Source organism: Bacillus sp. NPDC093026, from assembly GCF_044754665.1.
GTDB classification, from domain to species: domain Bacteria; phylum Bacillota; class Bacilli; order Bacillales; family Bacillaceae; genus Bacillus; species Bacillus maqinnsis.
The window spans coordinates 105,408-126,465 of sequence record NZ_JBIVPN010000003.1 but is presented as its reverse complement, the minus strand read 5'-3'; the positions used below and the strand labels follow the sequence as shown (position 1 = coordinate 126,465).

The following is a 21,058-nucleotide window of genomic DNA, read 5'->3' as shown; positions in this document are numbered from 1 at the left end:
GACACCTCTTTTTGTCAACCTTATCACTTTTTATAGAAGCTCTAGAATTTTGGTAGAGACCGTTTCAGCATCATCCGTTGTACGGCAAATGATCAAAATGGTATCATCACCACAAATTGTTCCCATGATTTCTTCCCAGTCTAAATTATCCATTAAGGCACCGATGGCCTGAGCGTTTCCCGGCATTGTTTTCAGTACGATTAAGTGGCTGGCTGCGTCCATTTTAATGAATGCATCCATGAGGGCACGCTTTAGTTTTGAAAGTGGGTTAAATCGTTGATCGGCAGGAAGACTGTATTTATACGTTCCGTTGTTCGTCGGCACTTTCACTAAATGCAATTCTTTAATATCTCTTGAAACGGTTGCTTGTGTGACGTTATATCCATCAGCTTTCAAAATATCTACTAATTCATCTTGCGTTTCTATTTCTTGACTCGCAATGATCTCTCTTATCTTAATATGCCTTTGACCTTTATTCATTTTGACCCCCCTAGGCGTTTTCTTCTCAGAATGTCTATACGTTCTATGTTATATGATGCGCACTTTAAAAAACAAGCATTACGTTAGAAACTGTCAATTCTCGTCTTTTTGCCATGTAAAAAGGAATAATAGCGAGCTATTATTCCTTCTGTATCAATTGATCTGATCTCACTCAGCTTTCGGATTGTTTTTCTTTTCTTTCAGTGCTATATGGGCTTCTTTTACTATCTCTTCGAGCGCTGAAAACGGCAAAGCCGTATTCTTCTCTTGATCTGGACGAAGCACCAAATGAAGCAGGAATTCAATGTTCCCGTCACCGCCAGTAATTGGTGAATAAGAAACATTCTTTACGTCATATCCTTGCTTTGAAGCAAATTGATTTATTTCTTCTAGCACACCAAGGTGAACGGAAGGGTCTCGTACAATGCCCTTTTTCCCAACAAGCTCCCTGCCTGCCTCAAATTGAGGTTTGACAAGAGCGATACAGTCACCACCCGGAACAAGAATATGCTTTAATGCTGGGAGGATCAGCTTGAGTGAAATAAAGGATACATCAATTGACGCAACCTCAGGCAAACCTTCAGTAAAATCCGCTGGAACGGAATGACGGAAATTGGTGCGTTCCATGACAATTACACGGTCATCCTGCCTTAGTTTCCAAGCAAGCTGATTGTATCCAACGTCCACTGCGTATGATTTGACTGCGCCATTTTGGAGTGCACAATCTGTGAAACCGCCCGTTGATGAGCCGATATCGATAAGCAGCTTCCCTTCTACAGTTAAGTCAAATTCCTTTAGCGCTTTTTCAAGTTTTAAACCACCGCGGCTCACATATTTCAAAGGATTTCCTTTTACGGTAAGCGGTGTATCACGGTCGATCTTCTCTCCAGGTTTATCCAAGCGATTTTCATTCGAGTAAACGATCCCTGCCATAATGGCTCGTTTTGCTTTCTCTCTCGTGTCCATTAGTCCTTTTTCGACTAATAAAACGTCAAGTCGTTCTTTCTTTGAAGTCATGATCCAATTCCTTTTCTTGGTGCTGCGGGAAGCAGGTCACGTAAGTTCTGAGCAACCTGTGTTTTTGTCAGACCAATTTCTTCGAGCAGCGCATCCACACTTCCATGCTCAATAAATTCATCTGGGATTCCCATACGTTCTACCTTTATATGTGATGCTTTTTTGTCATGTACATATTCTAATACTGCACTTCCAAAACCGCCTTGGAGAACAGCTTCTTCAATGGTCAAAATCGGAATCCCTTCGGATAATATATCATTTAGCATGTGTTCATCAAGCGGTTTGATAAAACGAGCATTGACCACACGAATAGATTTCCCTTCTTTTTGTAATTCTTCTGCTGCCTGCAATGCCATTTTAATTGTCGTACCGAAAGTTAAAATAACAGCATCCTTACCTGGACGAAGAACTTCCCATGACCCAATCGGAATGGTTTTTAGCTGTTCATCCATTTTGACACCTAATCCATTCCCACGCGGGAAGCGCATTGCGATTGGACCGTCATCATATTGAATTGCTGTATGAACCATATGTTGTCCTTCATTTTCATCTTTTGGCATCATTAACACCATATTCGGCATATGACGCAAGAAAGCAATGTCAAACACGCCTTGGTGCGTTTCTCCATCTGCTCCAACGAGACCTGCACGGTCGATCCCGATGAACACATTGAGATTCTGCCGGCAAATATCATGAAGCACCTGGTCATAGGCTCTTTGAAGAAAGGTTGAATAAATCGCTAGAAATGGCTTCATGTCTTGTGTTGCAAGTCCAGCTGCCATTGTTGCCGCATGCTGCTCTGCAATCCCAACATCAAACATTCTTTCTGGGAATTCTTTTGCAAATTCTTCTAGCTTTGAGCCTACAGGCATAGCCGGTGTGATGGCGACAATTCGTTCGTCTTCTCGCGCAAGTTTCCTAACTGTCTCACTTACCAGACTGCTCCATGACGGGGCCGCTGCTGTCGGTTTGACAAAATCTCCTGTATCAATTTTGTAAGGACCTGTACCATGCCAAGTTCCAATTTTATCGGATTCTGCTGGCTTGTAGCCTTTTCCTTTTTTCGTGATCACATGAAGAAGGACAGGACCTTTTGTTTTTTTAGCGTATTCAAGGTTTTCAAATAAATCTTCATAGGAATGACCATCTACAGGACCTAAGTAGGTAAATCCCATTTCCTCAAAAAACATGCCGGAGACAAGCAAGTATTTTAAGCTGTCTTTAATGCGCTCTGCTGTTGCGGCAAGTTTTCCGCCCACCGCAGGAATTCGCTTGAATAAATATTCGAGCTCGTCCTTTACCCAATGATATTTACCCGCTGTCCGCAGTCTGCCAAGCATCGTGTGAATTGCGCCCACATTCGGTGCAATACTCATCTCATTGTCGTTTAAAATCACAATCATGTCTTTCTTTTCATCACCGATATGGTTTAAAGCTTCTAATGCCATACCGCCCGTTAATGCACCATCTCCAATGATTGGGAGAATATATTCATCTGTTCCTTTTATATCACGTGCAACCGCCATACCCATTGCCCCTGATAATGAGGTTGAACTGTGACCAGTCTCCCATACATCATGTTCACTTTCATTTCGTTTAGGAAAACCGCAGAGACCTTTATATTGACGAAGTGTATCAAACTCCGCACCTCTTCCAGTTAATAGCTTGTGAACGTAAGACTGATGCCCAACATCCCAAAGGAATTTGTCTTTCGGGCTGTCAAATACTTTATGAAGTGCAATGGTGAGTTCGACTACACCAAGATTTGGACCAATGTGACCGCCAGAGTTAGCCAGAGACTCAATTAAAAACGTACGAATGTCAGCACTTAGCTCCTCTAATTCTGCAATTGACATACCCTTTAGGAACGTTGGATTTTTTATTGATAAAAGATCCAATCAGGATCAACTCGCTTTCAACAAAATTTCTATAAACATATATAATGCCTTATCCCTGCACAAATCAAAAAAAAGGATAAGAGTTGTCTCATCATGATAAACTGTTTACAGTTTACCACAATTGCTTGAGAACCCTCAAATCTAGGCTGTTTTTAATGATCTCTTGAGGCAATCAGATCACATAAATCATGCAACAAGTGCTGCTCTAGCTGAAGCTTTGAGACAATCTCTTTCGCACAAGTCATATGCTCATCTAGTTTTTCTTTTGCTCCTGAAAGCGTTAATAAAGAAGGGTATGTCGACTTTTCGTTTGCTATATCAGAGCCTACACGCTTCCCTATTTTTTCTTCGCTTCCTTCAAGGTCTAAAATATCATCACGTATTTGGAATGCAATCCCAATATGATAGCTAAATTCTTTCAACTTTTCGATTTCAACATCAGGTGCGCCTGCTAAAATAGCACCCGCAGTCACACTGAATGTCAGCAGTTTTCCTGTTTTTCGGGCGTGGATTGATTCTAGCTCAGCAAGAGATACTTGTTTTTGCTCTGCTTCCATATCATCAAATTGACCACCAACCATTCCTTGCGCACCGGCTGACTGTACCAGCTCATCTATGATTTTCAACTTCTTCTCTGCGGGTACATGATCAGATAAATGAGAGGTGATCAGGCGAAAGCTTTCGGTTAAAAGTGCATCACCGGCAAGAACAGCCGTTGCTTCGCCGTATACTTTGTGATTGGTAGGCTTTCCTCGGCGGAGATCATCATCATCCATGCATGGAAGATCATCATGAATTAAAGAATACGTATGAATCATTTCAACTGCACAGCCTACCGGTATACCGTCTTTCTCATTTTTCCCATAAGCATGTAATAGTGCTAGGACGAGAATAGGACGAAGCCTTTTTCCGCCTGCTTCTAGTGAATAGAGCATAGAAGATTTCAGATTTTCTGGGATGTGTAATTTCTGAACATATGTAAATAGGTAATCTTCAATGGTCTTTTTTCGTGTGATTAAAAATTCATTTAATTTATTTGTCACCAGCATCTGCCTCCTTCACTGAAAAAGGAGCGAGCTCACCGTCCTCTTTTAAAATGAAGTCCATTTGCTTTTCAACTTGTTGTAATTTTTCATGACAAAGCTTTGAAAGTGTCATGCCTTCTTGAAAATAATGAATGGCTTGTTCAAGTGGTACGTCTCCTTCTTCGAGCTTGCCTACAATCTCTTCAAGACCTTTCATTGCTTCTTCAAATGTCATTTGTTCTTTTTTGGTTTTGTTTGATTCTGTCATGATGATTGCCCCTCCTTTTCAATCACTTCACAAATGAGACGTCCGTCTTTCATCGTAATCGTCAGTTGATCTTGCGTTTCTACTTGATTCACGCTTTTAATCAGTTCATCTTCTTTATAAGCTAAACTGTAGCCTCTCTCCATCACCTGAAGCGGGTTTAATGCATTTAGTTTACCAAGAACGGATTGGAACTGCGAATGAATTGATTTTAATTGTACATTCATCCCGCGGATGAGTTGGTCTGTTTCCTTTGCATGACGTTTTTTCGCCTGAAGCAGTTGCTCTTTTGGATGAAGAGGTTTTAGTTTGTATATCTGGCGTTCAAGTTGACCACGTTTTAATTCTATCTGTCTCAACAGTTGTTTTTGAAAACGGTCGTATACCATATCGAATTGCTGTTCTTTTTGCTCTTGTAATCGTTTTGGAAAACGGAAGGCATATGAAGATTGAAGAGCAACAAGTCGCTCCCTTGCTTGGGAGGATCGATTTTTCACAGCCCTTGTTAAGCGGACATCAATGGATTTGATTCGTTCAATTAAATCGGTTGTACTTGGAACAGCCAGCTCGGCTGCTGCTGTTGGTGTAGGTGCCCTCATGTCGGCGGTAAAATCACTGATTGTAAAGTCCGTTTCGTGTCCTACCGCAGAAATGATCGGAATGTCTGATGCGAAGATTGCTCTTGCGACTGCTTCTTCATTAAAGGCCCAAAGTTCTTCAATCGAACCTCCGCCTCTTCCGACAATCAAGACATCACACAGCTTTTTTTCGTTTGCTTCTTTGATTCGTTCAACGATGGAGCGAGTCGCATTTTCTCCTTGGACTAACGCCGGAAGCACAATGATTTTGGCTTGCTTGTAACGCCGGTTGATGGTTGTAATGACATCACGAACCGCTGCACCAGTTGGTGATGTAATGACGCCAACTACTTCTGGATATTCAGGAATTTGCTTTTTATATCGCGCATCAAATAAGCCTTCACTTGCCAATTTTTTCTTCAGCTCTTCATAAGCAAGATGAAGCGCACCCACACCATCAGGCTGCATTTCCTTTGCATATAATTGATAGTTGCCACTCGGCTCATATACTTGGATTCCGCCGCGCACTAACACCTTCATTCCGCTCTCTGGTGAAAAAGGCAGCTTCGATGCAGAACGCTGGAACATGACAGCTTGCATTCGAGCATGCTCGTCTTTCAAGGTGAAGTAAACGTGACCTCTAGAGTGAATTTTTACGTTAGATAACTCACCCTTAATCCAGATGTCTTCTAAATGAGGGTCAACATCAAATTTTCTTTTTATGTATTTTGTAAGGGCTGTGACCGTCACAAAGGCTCTTTCACTCATGACGTATTCCTCCTCTTCAAAAACGCACATTCATCCACCAGCAAGATGCAGGTGGATGAATGAATAAAGCTTATGCTAATGTACGTTTTGCTGATTTGACAGTATTATGTGCAAGCATGGTAATTGTCATTGGACCGACTCCGCCAGGAACAGGTGTGATATATGAAGCTTTCTCTTTCGCTTCTTCAAAATCAACATCTCCCACAAGTTTACCATTATCCAAACGATTCACTCCTACATCAATGACAATAGCGCCCTCTTTTATTTGGTCAGCTTTCATAAAGTTTGCTCGACCGACGGCAACAACTAGAATATCCGCTTTTAACGTGTGTTCTGAAATATTAGCTGTTTTTGAATGGCAATAGGTGACAGTTGCATTTTCGTTCAAGAGCAATTGACCAACAGGTTTGCCAACAATATTGCTTCGTCCGACCACAACAACTTCTTTCCCAGAAAGATCAACACCTGTTTTGTTGAGCAGCTCAATAATACCCGCTGGTGTACAAGGAAGGAATGTGTCTTCCCCAAGTAACATTTTCCCGATATTTAATGGGTGAAAACCATCAACATCTTTCTCTGGTGAAATACGTTCAATGACGGCTTTTTCAGAAATGTGTTTTGGCAGTGGAAGCTGAACAAGAATCCCATGGAATTGATCATCAGCATTATATTGATCAATAAGCTTTAGCAATTCTCCTTCTGTTAAAGAAGCATCTAAATGATCAAGCTGAAAGTGCATACCCATCGCTTCTGCTGCTTTTTTCTTCCCGCGTACATAAGAAAGTGAGGCCGGATCATCACCGATCAGAATAACGGCAAGACCAGGTGTGACGCCTTTTTGTTTTAGCTCTTCTACTTCTTGTGCTAATTGTTTACGCTTTTCTTTTGCTGTTTCTTTCCCATCAATGATCGTTGCTGTCATGTCAATCCTCCTATTGTTGCTTTAGGTCATTTTTAATATTCGAAAGGACACCATTTACAAACTTCGGCGCTTTATCATCACCAAACAGTTTGGCCAGCTCAATGGCTTCATTCATTGAGACACTATCCGGAATATCTTTTTGATAAACCATTTCGTAAACAGACAATCTTAAAATGGCTCTGTCTACATTTGCAATACGATCAAACTTCCAATTCACAAGATGCTTTGAAATCATTTCATCTAGCTTATCCTTGTATTCAAGCACACCGAAAACCAGCTCCTCAAAAAAAGGATCTGATTCTTGTTCATCAAGAGCATGCGTGATTGCTTCTTTCGGATCAATATTGCTGACATCAATTTGGAATAATGTTTGTAGCGCCTTTTCTCTTGCAGTTCTTCTCTTCATCATTTACTCCTTTAACCATTTATCCGCTTGTCGTTAAGCCATACAGAGATCATAACATATTTTGACCGAGGTCGCACCAAGATCCATGCCAGCTGTGATAAAAAACGAATAAATAAACACGTGACGTAATCAATATTCGGAACTTGCCCAAAAATAGGCTTTTAAAAAACCAAAGAGGGGATTCCTCCTTGGTTTCATTTCAAACCGCTTTTACATTTCTTGATCTACTTCAGCCTCAGATGATTTTGTATCAAACTGAATGCCGACCACATGAATGTTGATTTCATTAATGGTTAAAGCAGTCATGTTTAAAAGGGTTTGACGAATATTTTCTTGAACAGCAGTGGATACTTTTGGAATGGATAGACCAAATTCAACCACGCAATACACATCAATTGTAATGCCTTTATCAGAGACATCTACCTTTACACCTTTACGGTGATTTTTCTTTCCAAAACGTTCTGCTACATCAGCAGCAAAGTTGCCGCGCATTTCAGCGATTCCTTCAACCTCTGAAGCTGCAATCCCTGCAATTACTTCAATCACTTCTGGTGCAATTTGCACTTTCCCCAATTGATCTTCATCAAGGTTCATTTCAAGCAAATTGTTTTCTGACACGATCATTCACCTCCGAAAACTGTGATTATTTCATGATTTGATACGTTTCTAAAAACTTCGTATTAAAATGACCGCTCACAAACGTTTCATGCTCCAGCAGTCTTAAGTGGAATGGAATTGTCGTGTACACTCCTTCAATGACAAATTCTTGAAGTGCACGTTTCATCTTTGCAATGGCTTCTTCTCTCGTTTTAGCATACGTGATCACTTTTGCAATCATGCTATCGTAATATGGCGGAATGACATATCCTGGATAAGCTGCAGAATCAACACGTACACCCAAACCACCTGGCGGAAGATACATTTTAATCTCACCAGCAGAAGGCATAAAGTTTTTCTCTGGGTTCTCTGCGTTAATACGGCATTCAATCGCCCAGCCTTCATAGACCACTTCATCTTGCGTAAGAGAAAGCGGCTCACCTGATGCAACTTTAATTTGTTCTTTAATTAAATCGACACCTGTGACCATTTCCGTAACAGGATGCTCCACTTGGATACGTGTATTCATTTCCATGAAGTAAAACTTCTCTTCATTATAATCGTAAATGAATTCGACCGTTCCTGCTCCTGTGTATTCAACAGCCTCGGCGGCTTTCACTGCTGCTTCACCCATTTGCTCGCGAATATCTGCATTCAAGGCTGGTGATGGCGTTTCTTCAAGAAGCTTTTGCATCCTTCTTTGAATCGAGCAATCACGCTCACCTAGGTGAATGGTATTGCCATGCTGATCTGCAAGCACTTGAATTTCTACGTGTCTAAAGTCTTCAATGAATTTCTCCAAGTAGACTCCTGGGTTCCCAAAGTTTTGTGCGGCTTCTTGCTGGGTGATTTTCACTCCGTTAATCAGCTCTTCTTCTGTACGAGCCACGCGGATACCTTTACCACCGCCGCCTGCAGTTGCTTTAATAATAACAGGATACCCAATATCTGCTGCCGTTGAAACGGCATCATCAAGATCTTTTACAATTCCTTGAGAACCAGGAACAATTGGTACACCTGCTTGTTTCATTGTTTCTCTTGCCACATCTTTGGTTCCCATTTTAGAAATAGCTGATGCAGTTGGACCAACAAAGATCACATTACACTCTTCGCATAGCTCTGCAAAGTCCGCATTTTCAGCTAGGAAGCCGTATCCTGGGTGAATAGCATCAGTACCCGTTAGCTTTGCCACACTGACAATGTTTGTAACATTTAGGTAACTGTCCTTTGATGCCTTGGGTCCGATGCAATATGCTTCATCAGCCATTTGAACATGCAGTGCATCGCGATCTGCCTCAGAAAATACTGCCACTGTTTCTATTCCTAGCTCTTTGCAAGCGCGGATGATTCTAACTGCGATTTCTCCTCTGTTTGCAATTAATAGCTTTTTAATCATGATTGTACTCCTTACTCTGCTTTCACTAGAAAGAGGGGTTGTCCAAATTCTACAAGCTGACCGTTTTCCGCTAACACTTCGACGATCTCGCCTTTTACTTCTGCTTCAATTTCATTAAACAGTTTCATCGCTTCAACGATACATACAACTGTATTTTCCTTCACCTTAGAACCTGTTGTCACGTAAGGATCTGCTTCTGGTGAAGATGAAGCATAAAATGTGCCAACCATTGGGGATGTAATTTTATGCAGATTTTCAGATGCAGTTACCTCTTGCACAGGGGCTTCGGTCTGAGCAGAAGCTTGTGCTTTAGGAGCTTGTTGTGCTGGAGCTGCTTGAACAGGAGCCACTTGTGCAGGTGCCGCAACTTGCTGAACGATTTCTTTATTTTTTTTGAGATTAATTTTTGCACCTTCGTTTTCGTACGTAAATTCATCAATTGTGGATTCGTCAATTAATTTAATCAGTTCATGAATTTCTTCAATTTTTAACATGGATTTGCACCCCTATGTATGGATTTATCTTTTTTATAGGCTAGTACTAAAAGTACATACTATAATCATCTTACAGGAGGATTTCGTTGAATTCAACTACTATTGTGAACAGGCACATTGTACGCACTTCTTAAACAAGGCGTCAAGCCGCATGAAAAAACGCCCTTTTTCGTGAAGGACGTTTTTTTCATTTTTTTATTGATTGGACGGCTCAAACGTGACGGCAACGTTATCTAATCCTTTGATTTCATTTGTGACCATATCAATAATATCCGCTGCTTGAGACTTTGATTTTTTATCAGAACGCACTGTGATGCTCACTTTATCTCCTTCAGCACTTACAAGCGCATCTTTATAGCCTTTTGTTTTGATCAATGTTTCCAATTGGCGCTCTGTTCCTTCTGCCTCGCTGAGTGCCGTCATTTGATCATAGGCTTCACTTTTTTCTTGAGCTGTTGCATCGTCACTAGAGACGATCTCATTATATTCTTCGCGCTGCTTGCTTCGTTTGTCTTCAAGCTCTAGCCGATAAGTTGTAAAGAGTTCGTCGTCTGTTTGCTCTGAGACAGCTTTTCCTTCTTCACCACTTGTTTCAACATCCTCTTGTTCACCGCTTGTTTCTTTGTCAGAAGACTTTAAGTCACTGCCTTTTTCTGTTCCTTTATCAGTTCCTTTTTCTGTTTCTGTCTTTTTCTCTTCAGTTCCTTTTGATTTTGTATCCTCTACTGTCACTGCGTTCTCACCTTGTGGAGACATAATATAGTACACACTTAATACGACAACTAAACTTAGCATCGTTAATAGCCAAACCGTTTGTTTTTTTAACATCATTCCGAATCCTCCTTGATTTTTTTAGGGGCAACAGCTACTCTATGGCTCGGTACATCAAGCACTCGTGTAACAGCTTCAATGATGGTTTTTTTTATTTGAACGTTGTCTACTCCTTGAGCAACAACGAGAACACCACGAATTTCTGGTTTTTTCGTTTGAACGACGACTGGTGTTTCTTCATTGCCATTTTTGATGATCACAACCTCTTCTTCCTTTGTCTGGTCGGTTACACTTCTCACTCCGCCTTCTTTATCTGTTTCTTCAGTTGTTGTGCTTTTATTGGATTTGTTTTTTTCAAATACTTTCAAAGAAGTTGCGTCCACATTGACAACAATAGAAACATCTTCGACCCCAATGATGGTCTCTAAAATGTCTTTTAACTGATTTTCATATTCTTGCTCAACATCCTCAATGGAGTCCTTCGATTTACCTGTTGATGAAGGTTTAAACACCGCTTGCTCTTCTGAGGGTGTTTTTTTAGAAGCGGGAACGACTGCCTGTTTATTGCTTGATGGCGGTGACAGCATTTGACTGACTAGCATGAAAGACACCCCGATAATGAAAACGAGTAACAAGTAGTGATGTTTTGTTAATTTCGGTTTTCCCTCACCCTTTTCAGGTGCTTGGAACAATGCTTTCAGCTTCTGTTTCCAGTCTTGATTATTCATGATCTACCGTGTCACCTCCCTCAATATGCACTGTAATGTGTTCAGGATTCATATTCCATATATCTGCAAGCTCCTTTTTCACCCTCACCATCTCTTGTGACGATCCAGCTCTCTCTTCCTTTTGACTGGATAGATCAATTTCAACCTTTGCCACAGTTTCTACAGCATCCTGAGTTAATGGAGAAATGACCGCTTTGATACGAAACTGATTTGCTTCCATGTTCTGATCAAGGTGCTCCTCATCTGTCAACACTTCTACCTGTTTCATTTCATAGTTCTCTTTCTCCAGTGACTCCTTTGCACTTTTTTCTAGTTGGACAGCCATTTGCTTTAAAATATATGCACGATGAGAAGCTTGTATTTCTTTTTTTTCTAAATTCATCTGATTTTTTATTTCATCTGACTGTGCTTCTTCCTTCCCTTTCATTAATTCTGAGAAGATTTGATCCGGATCAGCTCGAAATAAGGCAAAAATGGGATTAAGCATTACCACAATTAATAGTAAGCTGACAACCATTTTTGCATACTTTTGCATGCTTGAATTAGGAAGCAAAAGATCAATGACAATCGCAAATAAGATAAATAAGATAATGCTCGTAATCCATTCTGTGAGAAAGCCCAAAGGTGTTCCCCCCCTTACTTCATCATCATTGTGAGGTTACCGGCGGTGATGATGACGGTGATGCTTAAAAAGAACATGAGCGACACAACAGCAAGTGCGGCAAATATATAGAGAACACTTTTCGATATCACATCAAGACAGCTAATGATTGGTCCGCCGCCTAGAGGCTGAAGGATGGCAGCCGCAAGCTTGTAGATAAGGGCAAGCGACAAGACTTTAATGGCCGGGAAGGCAGCAATTGAAATCAAAATGGCGACACCAACAAGTCCAACGGTGTTTTTCAGCAACACAGAAGCACTAATGACTGTATCAGTTGCATCCGTAAACATCCTTCCTAAGACAGGAATAAAATTTCCAGTAATAAATTTTGCAGTACGCAAGGCGATTCCATCACTGATGGCAGCAGATGCACCTTGTACTGAAATGACGCCAAGAAAAACGGTCAGAAAGACCGCAAGTCCGCCGATGGCAATGTTTCTTAACAACTGGGCAAGCTGCGTGACTTTGTATTGTTCGGTCAGGGTGCTTACGATGCTTAACATGGCCGACAAGAAGATCAGCGGTAGGACAACAGATTGAATAAAAATGCCGCTCGTGTTCATCAGAAATAAAATAACAGGATGAAAAAAGCCGGCTGAGACAAGCCCTCCTGATGAAGCAATGAGCGCTAATAAAAGAGGAATAAGAGCAAGAATAAAACTGGTCATCGTTTGAATAGCTTCTGTTGCATAGGAGATCGCAACATGAAAGCTGTTGAGCGCAATAATGATCAGCACCATATAAACAAGTGCATAAGCGACTTTGCTGACAGTGCTTTGTTCAAAGGCATTTTGCAGTAGCTGCAAAAGAGAACAAAAGATGGTAAGTAAAATAAGGGTTCCTAACAGTTTCCCATTTGCAATGACCTCGTGAAAGAGATATTGAACAAACGCTTTGAGCCACGTTTGTGGAGACAGTTCTTTGTCGCCATCAATCATTTCTTTCACTGTGCCTTTTTGGCTTTCTGGCAGAAAGCCGCCATACTCGTCCAAAATCGTTTCCCAGAAGTCACTGATGGAACTAAGCTCAAGTGCATCAGCCTGTCCATTAGCCACTTCTTCTGCGACTGGTTCTTCACTTTTTTCAGGCTCCTTTCCCTCTGCATAAGCAAGCGGGGCAATCAGCCATAAGGAAAGCATGAGCCCAATTGCGGCAATAACCTGTTTCACCCCTCTTCACCTCTTTTCAATCAAGTCATGGAAGGAATCATGCCTAATATGGTCTCAATGATGACTGTTAAAATGGGTACTGCCATGACCAATATGAGGATTTTACCGCCAAGTTCTATTTTTGAAGCAATAGCTCCTTGTCCGGCATCCTTTGTCAGCTGAGATCCAAATTCTGCAATATAGGCAATCCCAATAATTTTTAAAATGGTCTCAACATACTTCATGTTCACGCCGGCATTTGCGGCAATTTTTTCAATCATCGAGATAATGGCATAGATTTGATCAATTAAATAAAGAAAAATGACACACCCTGTAAACACAACAAGCATAAAGGCGAAGGTCGGCTTTTGTTCTTTGACGATTAATGCTAAAAAAGTGGCGATTAAACCAAGTCCGACAATTTGTATAATTTCGATTTGTAAGCCCTCCCCTACCCTTGAAATAGAAATACGGCTTTAATCTTTTTAAACAAATCATCCACAATGGTTGCCACCATAAACAAAATGTAAATAAACCCAAGCAGCGTCACCCACTGGGCATACTCCTTTTTTCCCATTTGATCTAAAATGGTATGGAGAAAGGCCACCACAATGCCCACTCCCGCAATTTGAAAAATGACGTCTACATCAACGCCCATGCTCTCGACTCCCTTCCTGTCACATCAATAAAAGAATCAGTAGCAATCCACTTAAAAACCCGAGGCTTCTCACCATCTTTTCGTTTTTAGCTTGAGCGATTTCAGCCTCCTTCTCCTCTGATTCCAAATGTCCTAAAGCAAGTTTGATATACTTTTGCTGGGAAATGACATCATGCTGGCCAAGTGTTTCTCCAAAGTGCTTAAGCGCTTCATACTCGCCTTTTTTCAAAACGGTCATTTTCCACACCTCTTCCAAACTTTCATTCCATGCATGCCTAGCAGAAAAGGTACCGACCTTGAGCTTTTCTGCAAATTGCTCAAACAGACGGCTAATGGGAGGACCTACTTGCGAAGCAATTTGGTCTGCAGCACGCTCTAGAGGTGTTTGTCCATACATAATTTCGGCTTCAAGAGACTGCAAGGCAAACCGAAGCTGCCTAATTTGCTTTGGCCGGTCGCTGTATCTTTTAGCAAACTCAAAGCCTCCCCATGTCGTTGCTGCGACAATGAAAATAGCGCCAATGAGTTTTAACATACGTCCAATCCTCGCCTCCATTTCATCTCTTGTCCGTTTTGGTCATAAATCCGCCCAATGGTTCCAGGACCATTTTCCCTGTTTAATTCGACATATCGATCAAATACACGATGCTGCCGCAATGATTGAAAAGAGGGACGTTTCCATATATCTTCAAGTGAGTACCCATGGGCTGACACGATGATGGTCACACCTGCATGAATGGCTTCTAAAAGAGCCTGTACATCCTCACTTTTTCCGATTTCATCTACAATGATGACTTCAGGGCTCATGGAGCGAATCATCATCATCAATCCTTCTGCCTTTGGACACGCATCCAGCACATCAATCCGGTGTCCAAAATGATGCTGCGGCACCCCTCTGATACACCCAGCAATCTCGGAGCGCTCATCAATAATCCCTGTTTTTCTGGACGGAATCTCTTTTGTTCCAGTACTAATCAGACGTGCCAAATCACGTAGCAAGGTCGTTTTACCTGTTTGGGGAGGACCAATGATGAGCGTGTTGCACCAATTTTTTTCATATAAATAAGGAAGAAACGGGAGCGCAATTCCTATCTTTTCTTTTGCTATTCGAATATTAAATGAAGAAATATCTCTTAAGCCTTTGACTGATCCGTTTTCGACGATCACCTTTCCTGCAAGCCCTACCCTATGTCCGCCCGATATGGTGATATAGCCTTGTTTCAATTCTTCTTCAAGTGTGTACATGCTGTAATTGCTTAGCCTGCCTAACAGCTGAGAAGCATCTTCTGCTGTTGTATAATAGGAAAGAAAGTGCGGGTTCCCCCCTTGAATCAGTTCAATGGGGCGGCAAGTTCGAATGCGGATTTCTTCTATTTGCGCCCATTCTGCTTCTTTTAGCAAGCTGAGTTCTTGTCCAATAGAGTGCGGGAGAATATCCAACAAACTCCGCAACGAATCCCCCTCCTTTTTTTCTTCTCTAAAATGTATGATGTGTGTTGTGAATTATGCCAAGCCCTTTTATTTATAAATCCCAACGAGAATAAATACGACCCCAAGGAAAATCAAAATGAGTTTTGCATAGGAGAACTGTCCTGCAATTTGATAGATTCCAATGGTCATTGTGATAATAAAAATGAGGGGTCCAATCATCGCTAAAATACTATTTATTACAACAGCTTTGCGTACATCATTTGTGATTAAGATGAGGATGGCAGCCGTCAGTTCAATCGTCGCAGATAAAAACCTCATACCTGCCATTAGAGCGACTGACGGAAGAATGCTTGGGAAAAGAAATTGTTTCATAAAGAACCTCCAGCTTTTTTAACACTATATGCTTCAATCTCTGGAAGTAGTCTTTTTTTCAAAAAGTAAGAGAAAAAGATGAGAGAATAGATAGTGAAGAGACATGCGAAGGAACAAACATTACTTCAAATAAAAAAAGCTGCAAACACAAGGCTTACAGCCAAGGTTTACAGCTTTTCACTTCATTAAGCTCTTGATACGTATGAACCGTCCGTTGTATTAATCACTAGTTTATCTCCTTTATTGACAAAGAAAGGAACGTTGACGATTAAACCCGTTTCTGTTTTCGCAGGTTTTGTTCCACCTGATGTTGTGTCACCTTTAATACCAGGCTCAGTTTCTACTACTTCTAGTTCTACTGTGTTTGGAAGTTCAACGCCAAGTGTTTCAGAACCGTACATGACGATTTGAACAGACATATTTTCAAGCAAGTATTTCAGCTCATCTTTAATTTGTGCTTCATTTAATTCAAGCTGTTCGTATGAGCTTGTATCCATAAATACATGCTGATCACCATTTGCATATAAATACTGCATCGTTTTTGTTTCGATTTGAGCTTTTGCTACTTTTTCACCAGCACGGAATGTTTTTTCTTGAATGGCTCCAGTACGTAAGTTACGTAATTTAGAACGAACAAACGCTGCGCCTTTTCCTGGTTTTACGTGTTGGAAATCGACGACACGCCAAATACCGCCATCCACTTCAATTGTCAGGCCTGTACGAAAATCGTTTACTGAAATCATTTTGTCTTCCTCCTACATTTCATCATCATGTTAATATGATTAATTCTTTCGGTGAGTGGGTTAATCGTTTATTGCCGTTAGCTGTTAGGACAATATCATCCTCAATTCTCACGCCGCCGACATCTGGCAAGTAAATCCCAGGCTCAACTGTCACAACCATGCCCTCTTCTAACACGACCTGTGAGCGAGAGGACAGAGCAGGTGCTTCATGTACTTCCATTCCTAGCCCGTGACCAGTCGAATGGCCGAAATATTGACCGTAGCCATACTTCTCAATGATGTCACGTGTGATGCGATCAGCTTCTTTTCCTGTTAAGCCTGGCTTGATTCTATCCACACCAGCGTTTTCTGCTTCTAATACGATATAATAAATTTCCTTCAATTTGTCGCTTGGCTTTCCTACTGCAATCGTTCTTGTCATATCAGAACAATAACCTTTATAGTAGGCACCAAAATCTAGTGTAACCATATCACCAGATTGGATCACCTTTTCACTAGCTCTACCATGCGGGAGGCTAGAACGAACCCCTGAGGCCACAATCATATCGAATGAAGATCCTTCCGCACCTTCTTTTCTCATGAAAAATTCAAGCTCGTTCATGACCGCAATCTCTGTCAGGCCCGGCTTGATGTAAGTGAGAATATGATCAAAGGCACGATCTGCAATCTTCGCAGCTTCCTCTAATATCTTAATCTCTTCACTTGACTTAATCAAGCGCAACTTTTCAACCGATTCTGAGACAGGAACAAGCTCTATTCCACTTGCATTGTCCACATACTGCTGATAAGTTGCAAATGTCATATGATTTTGTTCAAAACCAAGACGTTTCACCCCAAATTCCTTTGCCGTTTGGGTTGCTGTTTCAACAATGTTTCCTTTATGTTCAATGATGTCATAACCTTTTACTTGATCTTTGGCTTGTTCTGTGTAGCGAAAATCAGTAATAAATGCCGCACGATCCTTTGATACCACTGCAAGACCTGCTGATCCAGTAAAGCTCGTCATGTATTGTAAATTAAAGTTGCTTGTAATGACAAGACCATCAATCTTCAATTCGGTTAATAGCTTTCTTAGTTTCTCAAGCTTCATGATGCTGCTCCCCCTTCACTGACTAAATAACGGATCGCCAATTTATATCCTTCTAAACCAAGTCCAACAATTTGACCCTGACATACTGGAGCAAGAACAGAATGATGGCGGAATTCCTCTCTCTTATGAACATTTGTTATATGTACTTCGATGACAGATAAAGAAATACTTGCAATAGCATCTCTCAGCGCATAGCTATAATGGGTAAAAGCACCCGGGTTAAACACAACACCATCGTATTGATCCTCTGCTTCGTGCAAGGCATCGACCAAATCACCTTCGTGATTTGATTGAAAAAATGTTAATTGAATATTTGCTCTTTCTGCAAATTGAAACAAATCGGTTTCTAAATCCGTCAGCGTCTTGTTTCCGTAAACTGCAGGCTCTCTTTTGCCAAGCCTATTTAAATTTGGTCCATTCAGCACGAGAAAATGAGGCATATGACCACTCCTTCACCCTAATTCAATCCATATAGATATCTGTTTCTTTTTCTTTAGAAAATATATTACCATATGAATGGTTGATTTACACTTTATTCTAATCTTTTCCCGAGCGCTCTCGCCAGCTTGTCACTCGTTAATTCATTGTATTCAAATGAAATGCTGTACCCAACAAACATGCCATATAAAATATATAGGCAAAATGTCGTCACAATGGTGCTTTGCTTTAAATCCTGAACATGCTTGACATCAGGAAAAATAGGATTAAATACATAAAATACAAGCACCCATAATATGGCTCCATAAATTAAACCCATCCAGAAACCTTTAATCTTTTTTAAAAGGGCGTAATAAATAAAAGCCGCTCCAATGGATAAAATGCCTAATATCATGAGGCTGATAAATGTCCCCAGTCCGCCTTTTTTCCACTCTCCGAGCACAAAAGGCTGCAAAAGCATATTCGGACTCACTTCTGAAAAATGAAACATATGGGTCAAAAAACCAATAAACCCCCAAAAAACACCGCCGAAAACGCCTGTAGCAGCTACTCTTCCAAGCATAAAAGTGGTTTGGGTCGGCTGATTTTTCTCTTCTTTGTTTTTCTTTTCATCACGTTTCATACGAACACCTCCAACAAGTAGTATGCCCAAAATGTAATAAAAAAAAGGATTTCAAGTCGTGTGTGTAAAATTTTTATATAAGGGTATACTGGCTAAAAAGAGGTAGATAGAATTCTAGTAGATAATCGACCTGTGTACTAGTGATTTCGATTAAATTCCTGTACAATAAAAGTATAGGGAATTGCATGTAAATTACAGGAAACGTAGGTTGATGAAATATGTCCAATCAAACAAAACCTCCAGCATATGGAGGGCAGGCAGTTGTCGAAGGTGTCATGTTTGGAGGTAAAAAGAACTATGTGACAGCAATTCGGCGTAAGGATCAGTCCATTGAGTTTCTAAAACTTCCTAGGACCTCCAATAAACAGACCGCATTTCTCAAGAAAATCCCTTTTGTCAGGGGTGTCGCCGCACTTGTGGAAGCAAGTGCAAACGGCAGTAAGCATTTACATTTCTCCAGCGAGCGCTATGATTTAGACCCTTCTGAAGATCATACTCTTGAAAAAGAACAAAAAGGCTCAAAATTGTCGATGATCTTCGGCATTGCTGTAATCGGAGTTCTTTCTCTTCTCTTTAGCAAATTCGTCTTTACACTTGTACCTGTCTTTTTAGCTGAGCTTGTTCGACCGATTTTTTCAGGAAATTTCGCACAAATCGCAGTAGAGACATTCTTTAAATTGGTGTTGTTATTAAGCTATATTTATTTTATTTCCATGACTCCTTTAATTAAAAGGGTATTTCAGTATCATGGGGCAGAACATAAAGTCATAAACTGCTATGAACAGGGTCTTGACATCACAGTGAAAAATGTCCAAAGTCAATCTCGGCTTCATTATCGCTGTGGCAGTAGCTTTATTCTATTCACTGTCATTGTCGGGATGTTCGTCTATTTACTCGTACCGACAGATCCTTTATGGGTGAGAGTTCTGAACCGCTTGGCACTCATTCCGGTTGTACTTGGAATTTCCTTTGAAGTTCTACAACTCACGAACAAGCTTCGAGAAGTGCCAGTGTTAAAAGTGTTTGGCTACCCTGGCCTTTGGTTGCAATTGCTTACAACAAAGGAACCTTCTAGCGACCAAATCGAGGTAGCCATTGCAAGCTTTAATGAATTGCTTCGTTTAGAGGAAGCGTCAGAGAAGCAAGCGTCAGATTCAGCTCATCAAGTGATCTAACTTATAAATCCGGTAAATTCATTCGGAGGTGGACAGTTATGAATCGCCGAGCACATCCTGCTTTTACCATTATTTTTGCTTTAGGTATTTTGGGGTTTGTGTATTTACTCACAACAAACCCTGGCAGGCTTTTTACGATGCTGCTATCAGTTGTGATTGTTGGAGCGGTTTTGTTTTTCCTATTTAAATGGCTGATGAATCGAAGCAAAGGGACAGAAGGCAATCTATACCGTAAGGCAGTCAAACAATCGAAACGTCGCTACCAGCAGCCTAAGCCGAAAACGAAAAACCAGATGAAAAATCGGGTCACTCATTTGCGAAGCGTGCCGACTGACCACAAGGCAAAGCCCGTCCTTCTCAAAAAGAAAAGCCAAACACATTTGACTGTGATTGAAGGCAAGAAAAATAAAAAGAAAAATCGAGCTTTATTTTAAAATGTCCAGCTCTTTAAAAATTGCTCGGCTTTCTGTCTACCTAGATTGACGAGCGCCCTTTTCTTTTCAGTCATCAGTTGAAAATCAGTGGCAATGACGTGTTCTACAGGAATGAAAATAATATGACGTTCGTGTTTTGTGGCAATGTGTCTTGCGTCATGAGCACCACGCATCGTTTCAAAAAGAGCGCCAAACAGTTCAAACGCATTGCGGATGGAGTGTTGAGGGCGTTCTTTTTCATTTGGCGTTAAAGTGACGCCTACCACAGGTCTTTTTTTCTCTTCAGCAAATAACCAAATAGGAAAATTACTAAGAACTCCCCCATCAACAATGGTACATATTCCTTTTGAGGACTTCAGTTTTACAGGTTCAAAAAAATAAGGAAGGCTGCAGCTCATGCGGATTGCCCGAGCAACGGAAAAATGATCTGGATTTAAGCCATAAGAGGGAAGATCGTCAGGTAATACGAGGATTTTTCCATTTGTTAAGTCAGAAGCAACGATTTTTAAAGAATCCTTTTTGAGATCCCCAAACACAGTCACCCCTTTTCGTTTTAGAACTTCTGTGAGCCATTTTTCCAGCCGATCTCCTTTGTAAAGACCGAGTCGCCAGTAAATAGATACCCATCTAAGCATTTTAAACGGAATGAATTGGCATCTCCTGTCAAGCAATTGATGCTCATTCATTTCATCTAAGAGCGCCCCTATTTCCTGACTTGTAAAACCTGCTGCAATGAGCGAGGCAATGATGGCTCCTGCACTTGTACCGGCAAGTCGAACAAATTGAAAACCTCTCGCCTCAAGTGCTTCATAAGCCCCAGCAAGCGCTGCACCTTTAATGCCTCCACCTGAGAAAACACCATCAATCTTCATCAAAGGAGCCCCCTTTTTATGGTCACACTATTAATAGTGTAGGAGCTTTTTCCTTCAGTTAGAACTTTA

The 21,058-nt window shown here is 41.0% G+C and carries 27 protein-coding genes; 2 read left to right on the top strand and 25 right to left on the bottom strand.

Annotated elements, in window-relative coordinates; genetic code table 11:
- Positions 1 to 30 precede the first annotated feature (30 nt).
- The 24 genes from ahrC to ACIQCE_RS09545 all read right to left on the bottom strand — a co-directional run bounded on the left by ahrC (position 31) and on the right by ACIQCE_RS09545 (position 18,508).
- Complete coding sequence (gene ahrC / locus ACIQCE_RS09660) at positions 31 to 480, bottom strand: transcriptional regulator AhrC/ArgR (protein ID WP_353855288.1); 450 nt, start codon at positions 478 to 480, stop codon at positions 31 to 33.
- Between the two features lie 168 nt (positions 481 to 648).
- A complete protein-coding gene (locus ACIQCE_RS09655; RefSeq protein ID WP_400494610.1) occupies positions 649 to 1,497 on the bottom strand; it encodes a TlyA family RNA methyltransferase in 849 nt (282 codons plus the stop codon).
- On the bottom strand, positions 1,494 to 3,395 hold the full coding sequence (gene dxs, locus ACIQCE_RS09650; protein WP_400494609.1) for a 1-deoxy-D-xylulose-5-phosphate synthase: 1,902 nt from the start codon (positions 3,393 to 3,395) through the stop codon (positions 1,494 to 1,496). Before dxs ends, ACIQCE_RS09655 begins: the two co-directional genes overlap by 4 nt.
- A gap of 152 nt (positions 3,396 to 3,547) precedes the next feature.
- Complete coding sequence (locus ACIQCE_RS09645; protein ID WP_400494608.1) at positions 3,548 to 4,438, bottom strand: polyprenyl synthetase family protein; 891 nt, start codon at positions 4,436 to 4,438, stop codon at positions 3,548 to 3,550.
- Positions 4,428 to 4,688: an exodeoxyribonuclease VII small subunit gene (locus tag ACIQCE_RS09640; protein WP_400494607.1), complete on the bottom strand. Its 261-nt coding sequence runs from the start codon at positions 4,686 to 4,688 to the stop codon at positions 4,428 to 4,430. Before ACIQCE_RS09640 ends, ACIQCE_RS09645 begins: the two co-directional genes overlap by 11 nt.
- Complete coding sequence (gene xseA, locus ACIQCE_RS09635) at positions 4,685 to 6,031, bottom strand: exodeoxyribonuclease VII large subunit (RefSeq protein WP_400494606.1); 1,347 nt, start codon at positions 6,029 to 6,031, stop codon at positions 4,685 to 4,687. The genes ACIQCE_RS09640 and xseA overlap by 4 nt, the downstream gene beginning before the upstream one ends.
- Positions 6,032 to 6,101: 70 nt before the next feature.
- On the bottom strand, positions 6,102 to 6,953 hold the full coding sequence (folD, locus tag ACIQCE_RS09630) for a bifunctional methylenetetrahydrofolate dehydrogenase/methenyltetrahydrofolate cyclohydrolase FolD (RefSeq protein ID WP_400494605.1): 852 nt from the start codon (positions 6,951 to 6,953) through the stop codon (positions 6,102 to 6,104).
- A 10-nt stretch (positions 6,954 to 6,963) separates the two neighbouring features.
- The gene (gene nusB, locus ACIQCE_RS09625; protein WP_400494604.1) at positions 6,964 to 7,359 is read right to left on the bottom strand and encodes a transcription antitermination factor NusB; all 396 of its coding nucleotides are present in this window, start codon (positions 7,357 to 7,359) and stop codon (positions 6,964 to 6,966) included.
- A gap of 210 nt (positions 7,360 to 7,569) precedes the next feature.
- On the bottom strand, positions 7,570 to 7,977 hold the full coding sequence (locus tag ACIQCE_RS09620; protein ID WP_400494603.1) for an Asp23/Gls24 family envelope stress response protein: 408 nt from the start codon (positions 7,975 to 7,977) through the stop codon (positions 7,570 to 7,572).
- 25 nt (positions 7,978 to 8,002) lie between these two features.
- Positions 8,003 to 9,352: an acetyl-CoA carboxylase biotin carboxylase subunit gene (accC, locus tag ACIQCE_RS09615; RefSeq protein WP_353855280.1), complete on the bottom strand. Its 1,350-nt coding sequence runs from the start codon at positions 9,350 to 9,352 to the stop codon at positions 8,003 to 8,005.
- A gap of 11 nt (positions 9,353 to 9,363) precedes the next feature.
- Positions 9,364 to 9,846: an acetyl-CoA carboxylase biotin carboxyl carrier protein gene (gene accB / locus ACIQCE_RS09610; RefSeq protein ID WP_400494602.1), complete on the bottom strand. Its 483-nt coding sequence runs from the start codon at positions 9,844 to 9,846 to the stop codon at positions 9,364 to 9,366.
- A gap of 195 nt (positions 9,847 to 10,041) precedes the next feature.
- Positions 10,042 to 10,674 (bottom strand): SpoIIIAH-like family protein, encoded by a 633-nt coding sequence (locus ACIQCE_RS09605; RefSeq protein ID WP_353856511.1) that lies wholly within the window; start codon positions 10,672 to 10,674, stop codon positions 10,042 to 10,044.
- Positions 10,674 to 11,345: a stage III sporulation protein AG gene (gene spoIIIAG, locus ACIQCE_RS09600; RefSeq protein WP_400494601.1), complete on the bottom strand. Its 672-nt coding sequence runs from the start codon at positions 11,343 to 11,345 to the stop codon at positions 10,674 to 10,676. The genes ACIQCE_RS09605 and spoIIIAG overlap by 1 nt, the downstream gene beginning before the upstream one ends.
- Positions 11,338 to 11,967, bottom strand: a complete 630-nt coding sequence (gene spoIIIAF / locus ACIQCE_RS09595; protein ID WP_400494600.1) for a stage III sporulation protein AF — start codon at positions 11,965 to 11,967, stop codon at positions 11,338 to 11,340. The genes spoIIIAG and spoIIIAF overlap by 8 nt, the downstream gene beginning before the upstream one ends.
- Positions 11,968 to 11,981: 14 nt before the next feature.
- Positions 11,982 to 13,163 carry a stage III sporulation protein AE gene (spoIIIAE, locus tag ACIQCE_RS09590; protein ID WP_483861788.1) on the bottom strand — a complete coding sequence of 394 codons (1,182 nt, stop codon included), beginning with the start codon at positions 13,161 to 13,163 and terminating at the stop codon, positions 11,982 to 11,984.
- 32 nt (positions 13,164 to 13,195) lie between these two features.
- Positions 13,196 to 13,618 carry a stage III sporulation protein AD gene (spoIIIAD, locus tag ACIQCE_RS09585; protein ID WP_400494983.1) on the bottom strand — a complete coding sequence of 141 codons (423 nt, stop codon included), beginning with the start codon at positions 13,616 to 13,618 and terminating at the stop codon, positions 13,196 to 13,198.
- Positions 13,606 to 13,812, bottom strand: a complete 207-nt coding sequence (gene spoIIIAC / locus ACIQCE_RS09580; protein WP_353855275.1) for a stage III sporulation protein AC — start codon at positions 13,810 to 13,812, stop codon at positions 13,606 to 13,608. Before spoIIIAC ends, spoIIIAD begins: the two co-directional genes overlap by 13 nt.
- A 19-nt stretch (positions 13,813 to 13,831) precedes the next feature.
- Positions 13,832 to 14,347: a stage III sporulation protein SpoIIIAB gene (gene spoIIIAB, locus ACIQCE_RS09575; protein ID WP_400494599.1), complete on the bottom strand. Its 516-nt coding sequence runs from the start codon at positions 14,345 to 14,347 to the stop codon at positions 13,832 to 13,834.
- Complete coding sequence (gene spoIIIAA / locus ACIQCE_RS09570; protein WP_400494598.1) at positions 14,341 to 15,264, bottom strand: stage III sporulation protein AA; 924 nt, start codon at positions 15,262 to 15,264, stop codon at positions 14,341 to 14,343. The genes spoIIIAB and spoIIIAA overlap by 7 nt, the downstream gene beginning before the upstream one ends.
- A 66-nt stretch (positions 15,265 to 15,330) precedes the next feature.
- Complete coding sequence (locus ACIQCE_RS09565) at positions 15,331 to 15,615, bottom strand: YqhV family protein (RefSeq protein WP_400494597.1); 285 nt, start codon at positions 15,613 to 15,615, stop codon at positions 15,331 to 15,333.
- Between the two features lie 185 nt (positions 15,616 to 15,800).
- Positions 15,801 to 16,358, bottom strand: coding sequence for an elongation factor P (gene efp / locus ACIQCE_RS09560; protein ID WP_353855271.1), 558 nt, complete (start codon positions 16,356 to 16,358; stop codon positions 15,801 to 15,803).
- A gap of 25 nt (positions 16,359 to 16,383) precedes the next feature.
- Complete coding sequence (locus ACIQCE_RS09555) at positions 16,384 to 17,448, bottom strand: M24 family metallopeptidase (RefSeq protein ID WP_400494596.1); 1,065 nt, start codon at positions 17,446 to 17,448, stop codon at positions 16,384 to 16,386.
- Entirely contained in the window at positions 17,445 to 17,888 is a 444-nt protein-coding gene (gene aroQ, locus ACIQCE_RS09550; protein ID WP_353855269.1) for a type II 3-dehydroquinate dehydratase, read from the bottom strand. Before aroQ ends, ACIQCE_RS09555 begins: the two co-directional genes overlap by 4 nt.
- Positions 17,889 to 17,980: 92 nt before the next feature.
- Positions 17,981 to 18,508, bottom strand: coding sequence for a YqhR family membrane protein (locus tag ACIQCE_RS09545; RefSeq protein ID WP_400494595.1), 528 nt, complete (start codon positions 18,506 to 18,508; stop codon positions 17,981 to 17,983).
- 218 nt (positions 18,509 to 18,726) lie between these two features.
- Here ACIQCE_RS09545 and ACIQCE_RS09540 point away from each other — a divergent pair, with 218 nt between their 5' ends.
- Both ACIQCE_RS09540 and ACIQCE_RS09535 read left to right on the top strand, forming a co-directional pair.
- Positions 18,727 to 19,683 carry a DUF1385 domain-containing protein gene (locus ACIQCE_RS09540; protein ID WP_400494594.1) on the top strand — a complete coding sequence of 319 codons (957 nt, stop codon included), beginning with the start codon at positions 18,727 to 18,729 and terminating at the stop codon, positions 19,681 to 19,683.
- A gap of 38 nt (positions 19,684 to 19,721) precedes the next feature.
- Complete coding sequence (locus ACIQCE_RS09535) at positions 19,722 to 20,117, top strand: SA1362 family protein (RefSeq protein ID WP_353855266.1); 396 nt, start codon at positions 19,722 to 19,724, stop codon at positions 20,115 to 20,117.
- Here the strand turns inward: ACIQCE_RS09535 and ACIQCE_RS09530 are convergent.
- Positions 20,114 to 20,989 carry a patatin-like phospholipase family protein gene (locus ACIQCE_RS09530; RefSeq protein ID WP_400494593.1) on the bottom strand — a complete coding sequence of 292 codons (876 nt, stop codon included), beginning with the start codon at positions 20,987 to 20,989 and terminating at the stop codon, positions 20,114 to 20,116. The two genes, ACIQCE_RS09535 and ACIQCE_RS09530, sit on opposite strands and share 4 nt — an antisense overlap.
- Between the last annotated feature and the right edge of the window lie 69 nt (positions 20,990 to 21,058).

Bases quoted from the DNA above. Each gene is read 5' to 3' on its own strand.
- ACIQCE_RS09540 (WP_400494594.1), top strand. From the start codon at position 18,727: ATGTCCAATCAAACAAAACCTCCAGCATATGGAGGGCAGGCAGTTGTC.
- aroQ (WP_353855269.1), bottom strand. From the start codon at position 17,888: ATGCCTCATTTTCTCGTGCTGAATGGACCAAATTTAAATAGGCTTGGC.
- efp (WP_353855271.1), bottom strand. From the start codon at position 16,358: ATGATTTCAGTAAACGATTTTCGTACAGGCCTGACAATTGAAGTGGAT.
- folD (WP_400494605.1), bottom strand. From the start codon at position 6,953: ATGACAGCAACGATCATTGATGGGAAAGAAACAGCAAAAGAAAAGCGT.
- accB (WP_400494602.1), bottom strand. From the start codon at position 9,846: ATGTTAAAAATTGAAGAAATTCATGAACTGATTAAATTAATTGACGAA.
- spoIIIAG (WP_400494601.1), bottom strand. From the start codon at position 11,345: ATGAATAATCAAGACTGGAAACAGAAGCTGAAAGCATTGTTCCAAGCA.
- ACIQCE_RS09655 (WP_400494610.1), bottom strand. From the start codon at position 1,497: ATGACTTCAAAGAAAGAACGACTTGACGTTTTATTAGTCGAAAAAGGA.
- spoIIIAC (WP_353855275.1), bottom strand. From the start codon at position 13,812: ATGGGCGTTGATGTAGACGTCATTTTTCAAATTGCGGGAGTGGGCATT.
- ACIQCE_RS09640 (WP_400494607.1), bottom strand. From the start codon at position 4,688: ATGACAGAATCAAACAAAACCAAAAAAGAACAAATGACATTTGAAGAA.
- ACIQCE_RS09545 (WP_400494595.1), bottom strand. From the start codon at position 18,508: ATGAAACGTGATGAAAAGAAAAACAAAGAAGAGAAAAATCAGCCGACC.
- ACIQCE_RS09605 (WP_353856511.1), bottom strand. From the start codon at position 10,674: ATGTTAAAAAAACAAACGGTTTGGCTATTAACGATGCTAAGTTTAGTT.
- ACIQCE_RS09530 (WP_400494593.1), bottom strand. From the start codon at position 20,989: ATGAAGATTGATGGTGTTTTCTCAGGTGGAGGCATTAAAGGTGCAGCG.
- accC (WP_353855280.1), bottom strand. From the start codon at position 9,352: ATGATTAAAAAGCTATTAATTGCAAACAGAGGAGAAATCGCAGTTAGA.
- ACIQCE_RS09565 (WP_400494597.1), bottom strand. From the start codon at position 15,615: ATGAAACAATTTCTTTTCCCAAGCATTCTTCCGTCAGTCGCTCTAATG.
- ACIQCE_RS09555 (WP_400494596.1), bottom strand. From the start codon at position 17,448: ATGAAGCTTGAGAAACTAAGAAAGCTATTAACCGAATTGAAGATTGAT.
- xseA (WP_400494606.1), bottom strand. From the start codon at position 6,031: ATGAGTGAAAGAGCCTTTGTGACGGTCACAGCCCTTACAAAATACATA.
- ahrC (WP_353855288.1), bottom strand. From the start codon at position 480: ATGAATAAAGGTCAAAGGCATATTAAGATAAGAGAGATCATTGCGAGT.
- ACIQCE_RS09535 (WP_353855266.1), top strand. From the start codon at position 19,722: ATGAATCGCCGAGCACATCCTGCTTTTACCATTATTTTTGCTTTAGGT.
- nusB (WP_400494604.1), bottom strand. From the start codon at position 7,359: ATGAAGAGAAGAACTGCAAGAGAAAAGGCGCTACAAACATTATTCCAA.
- spoIIIAB (WP_400494599.1), bottom strand. From the start codon at position 14,347: ATGTTAAAACTCATTGGCGCTATTTTCATTGTCGCAGCAACGACATGG.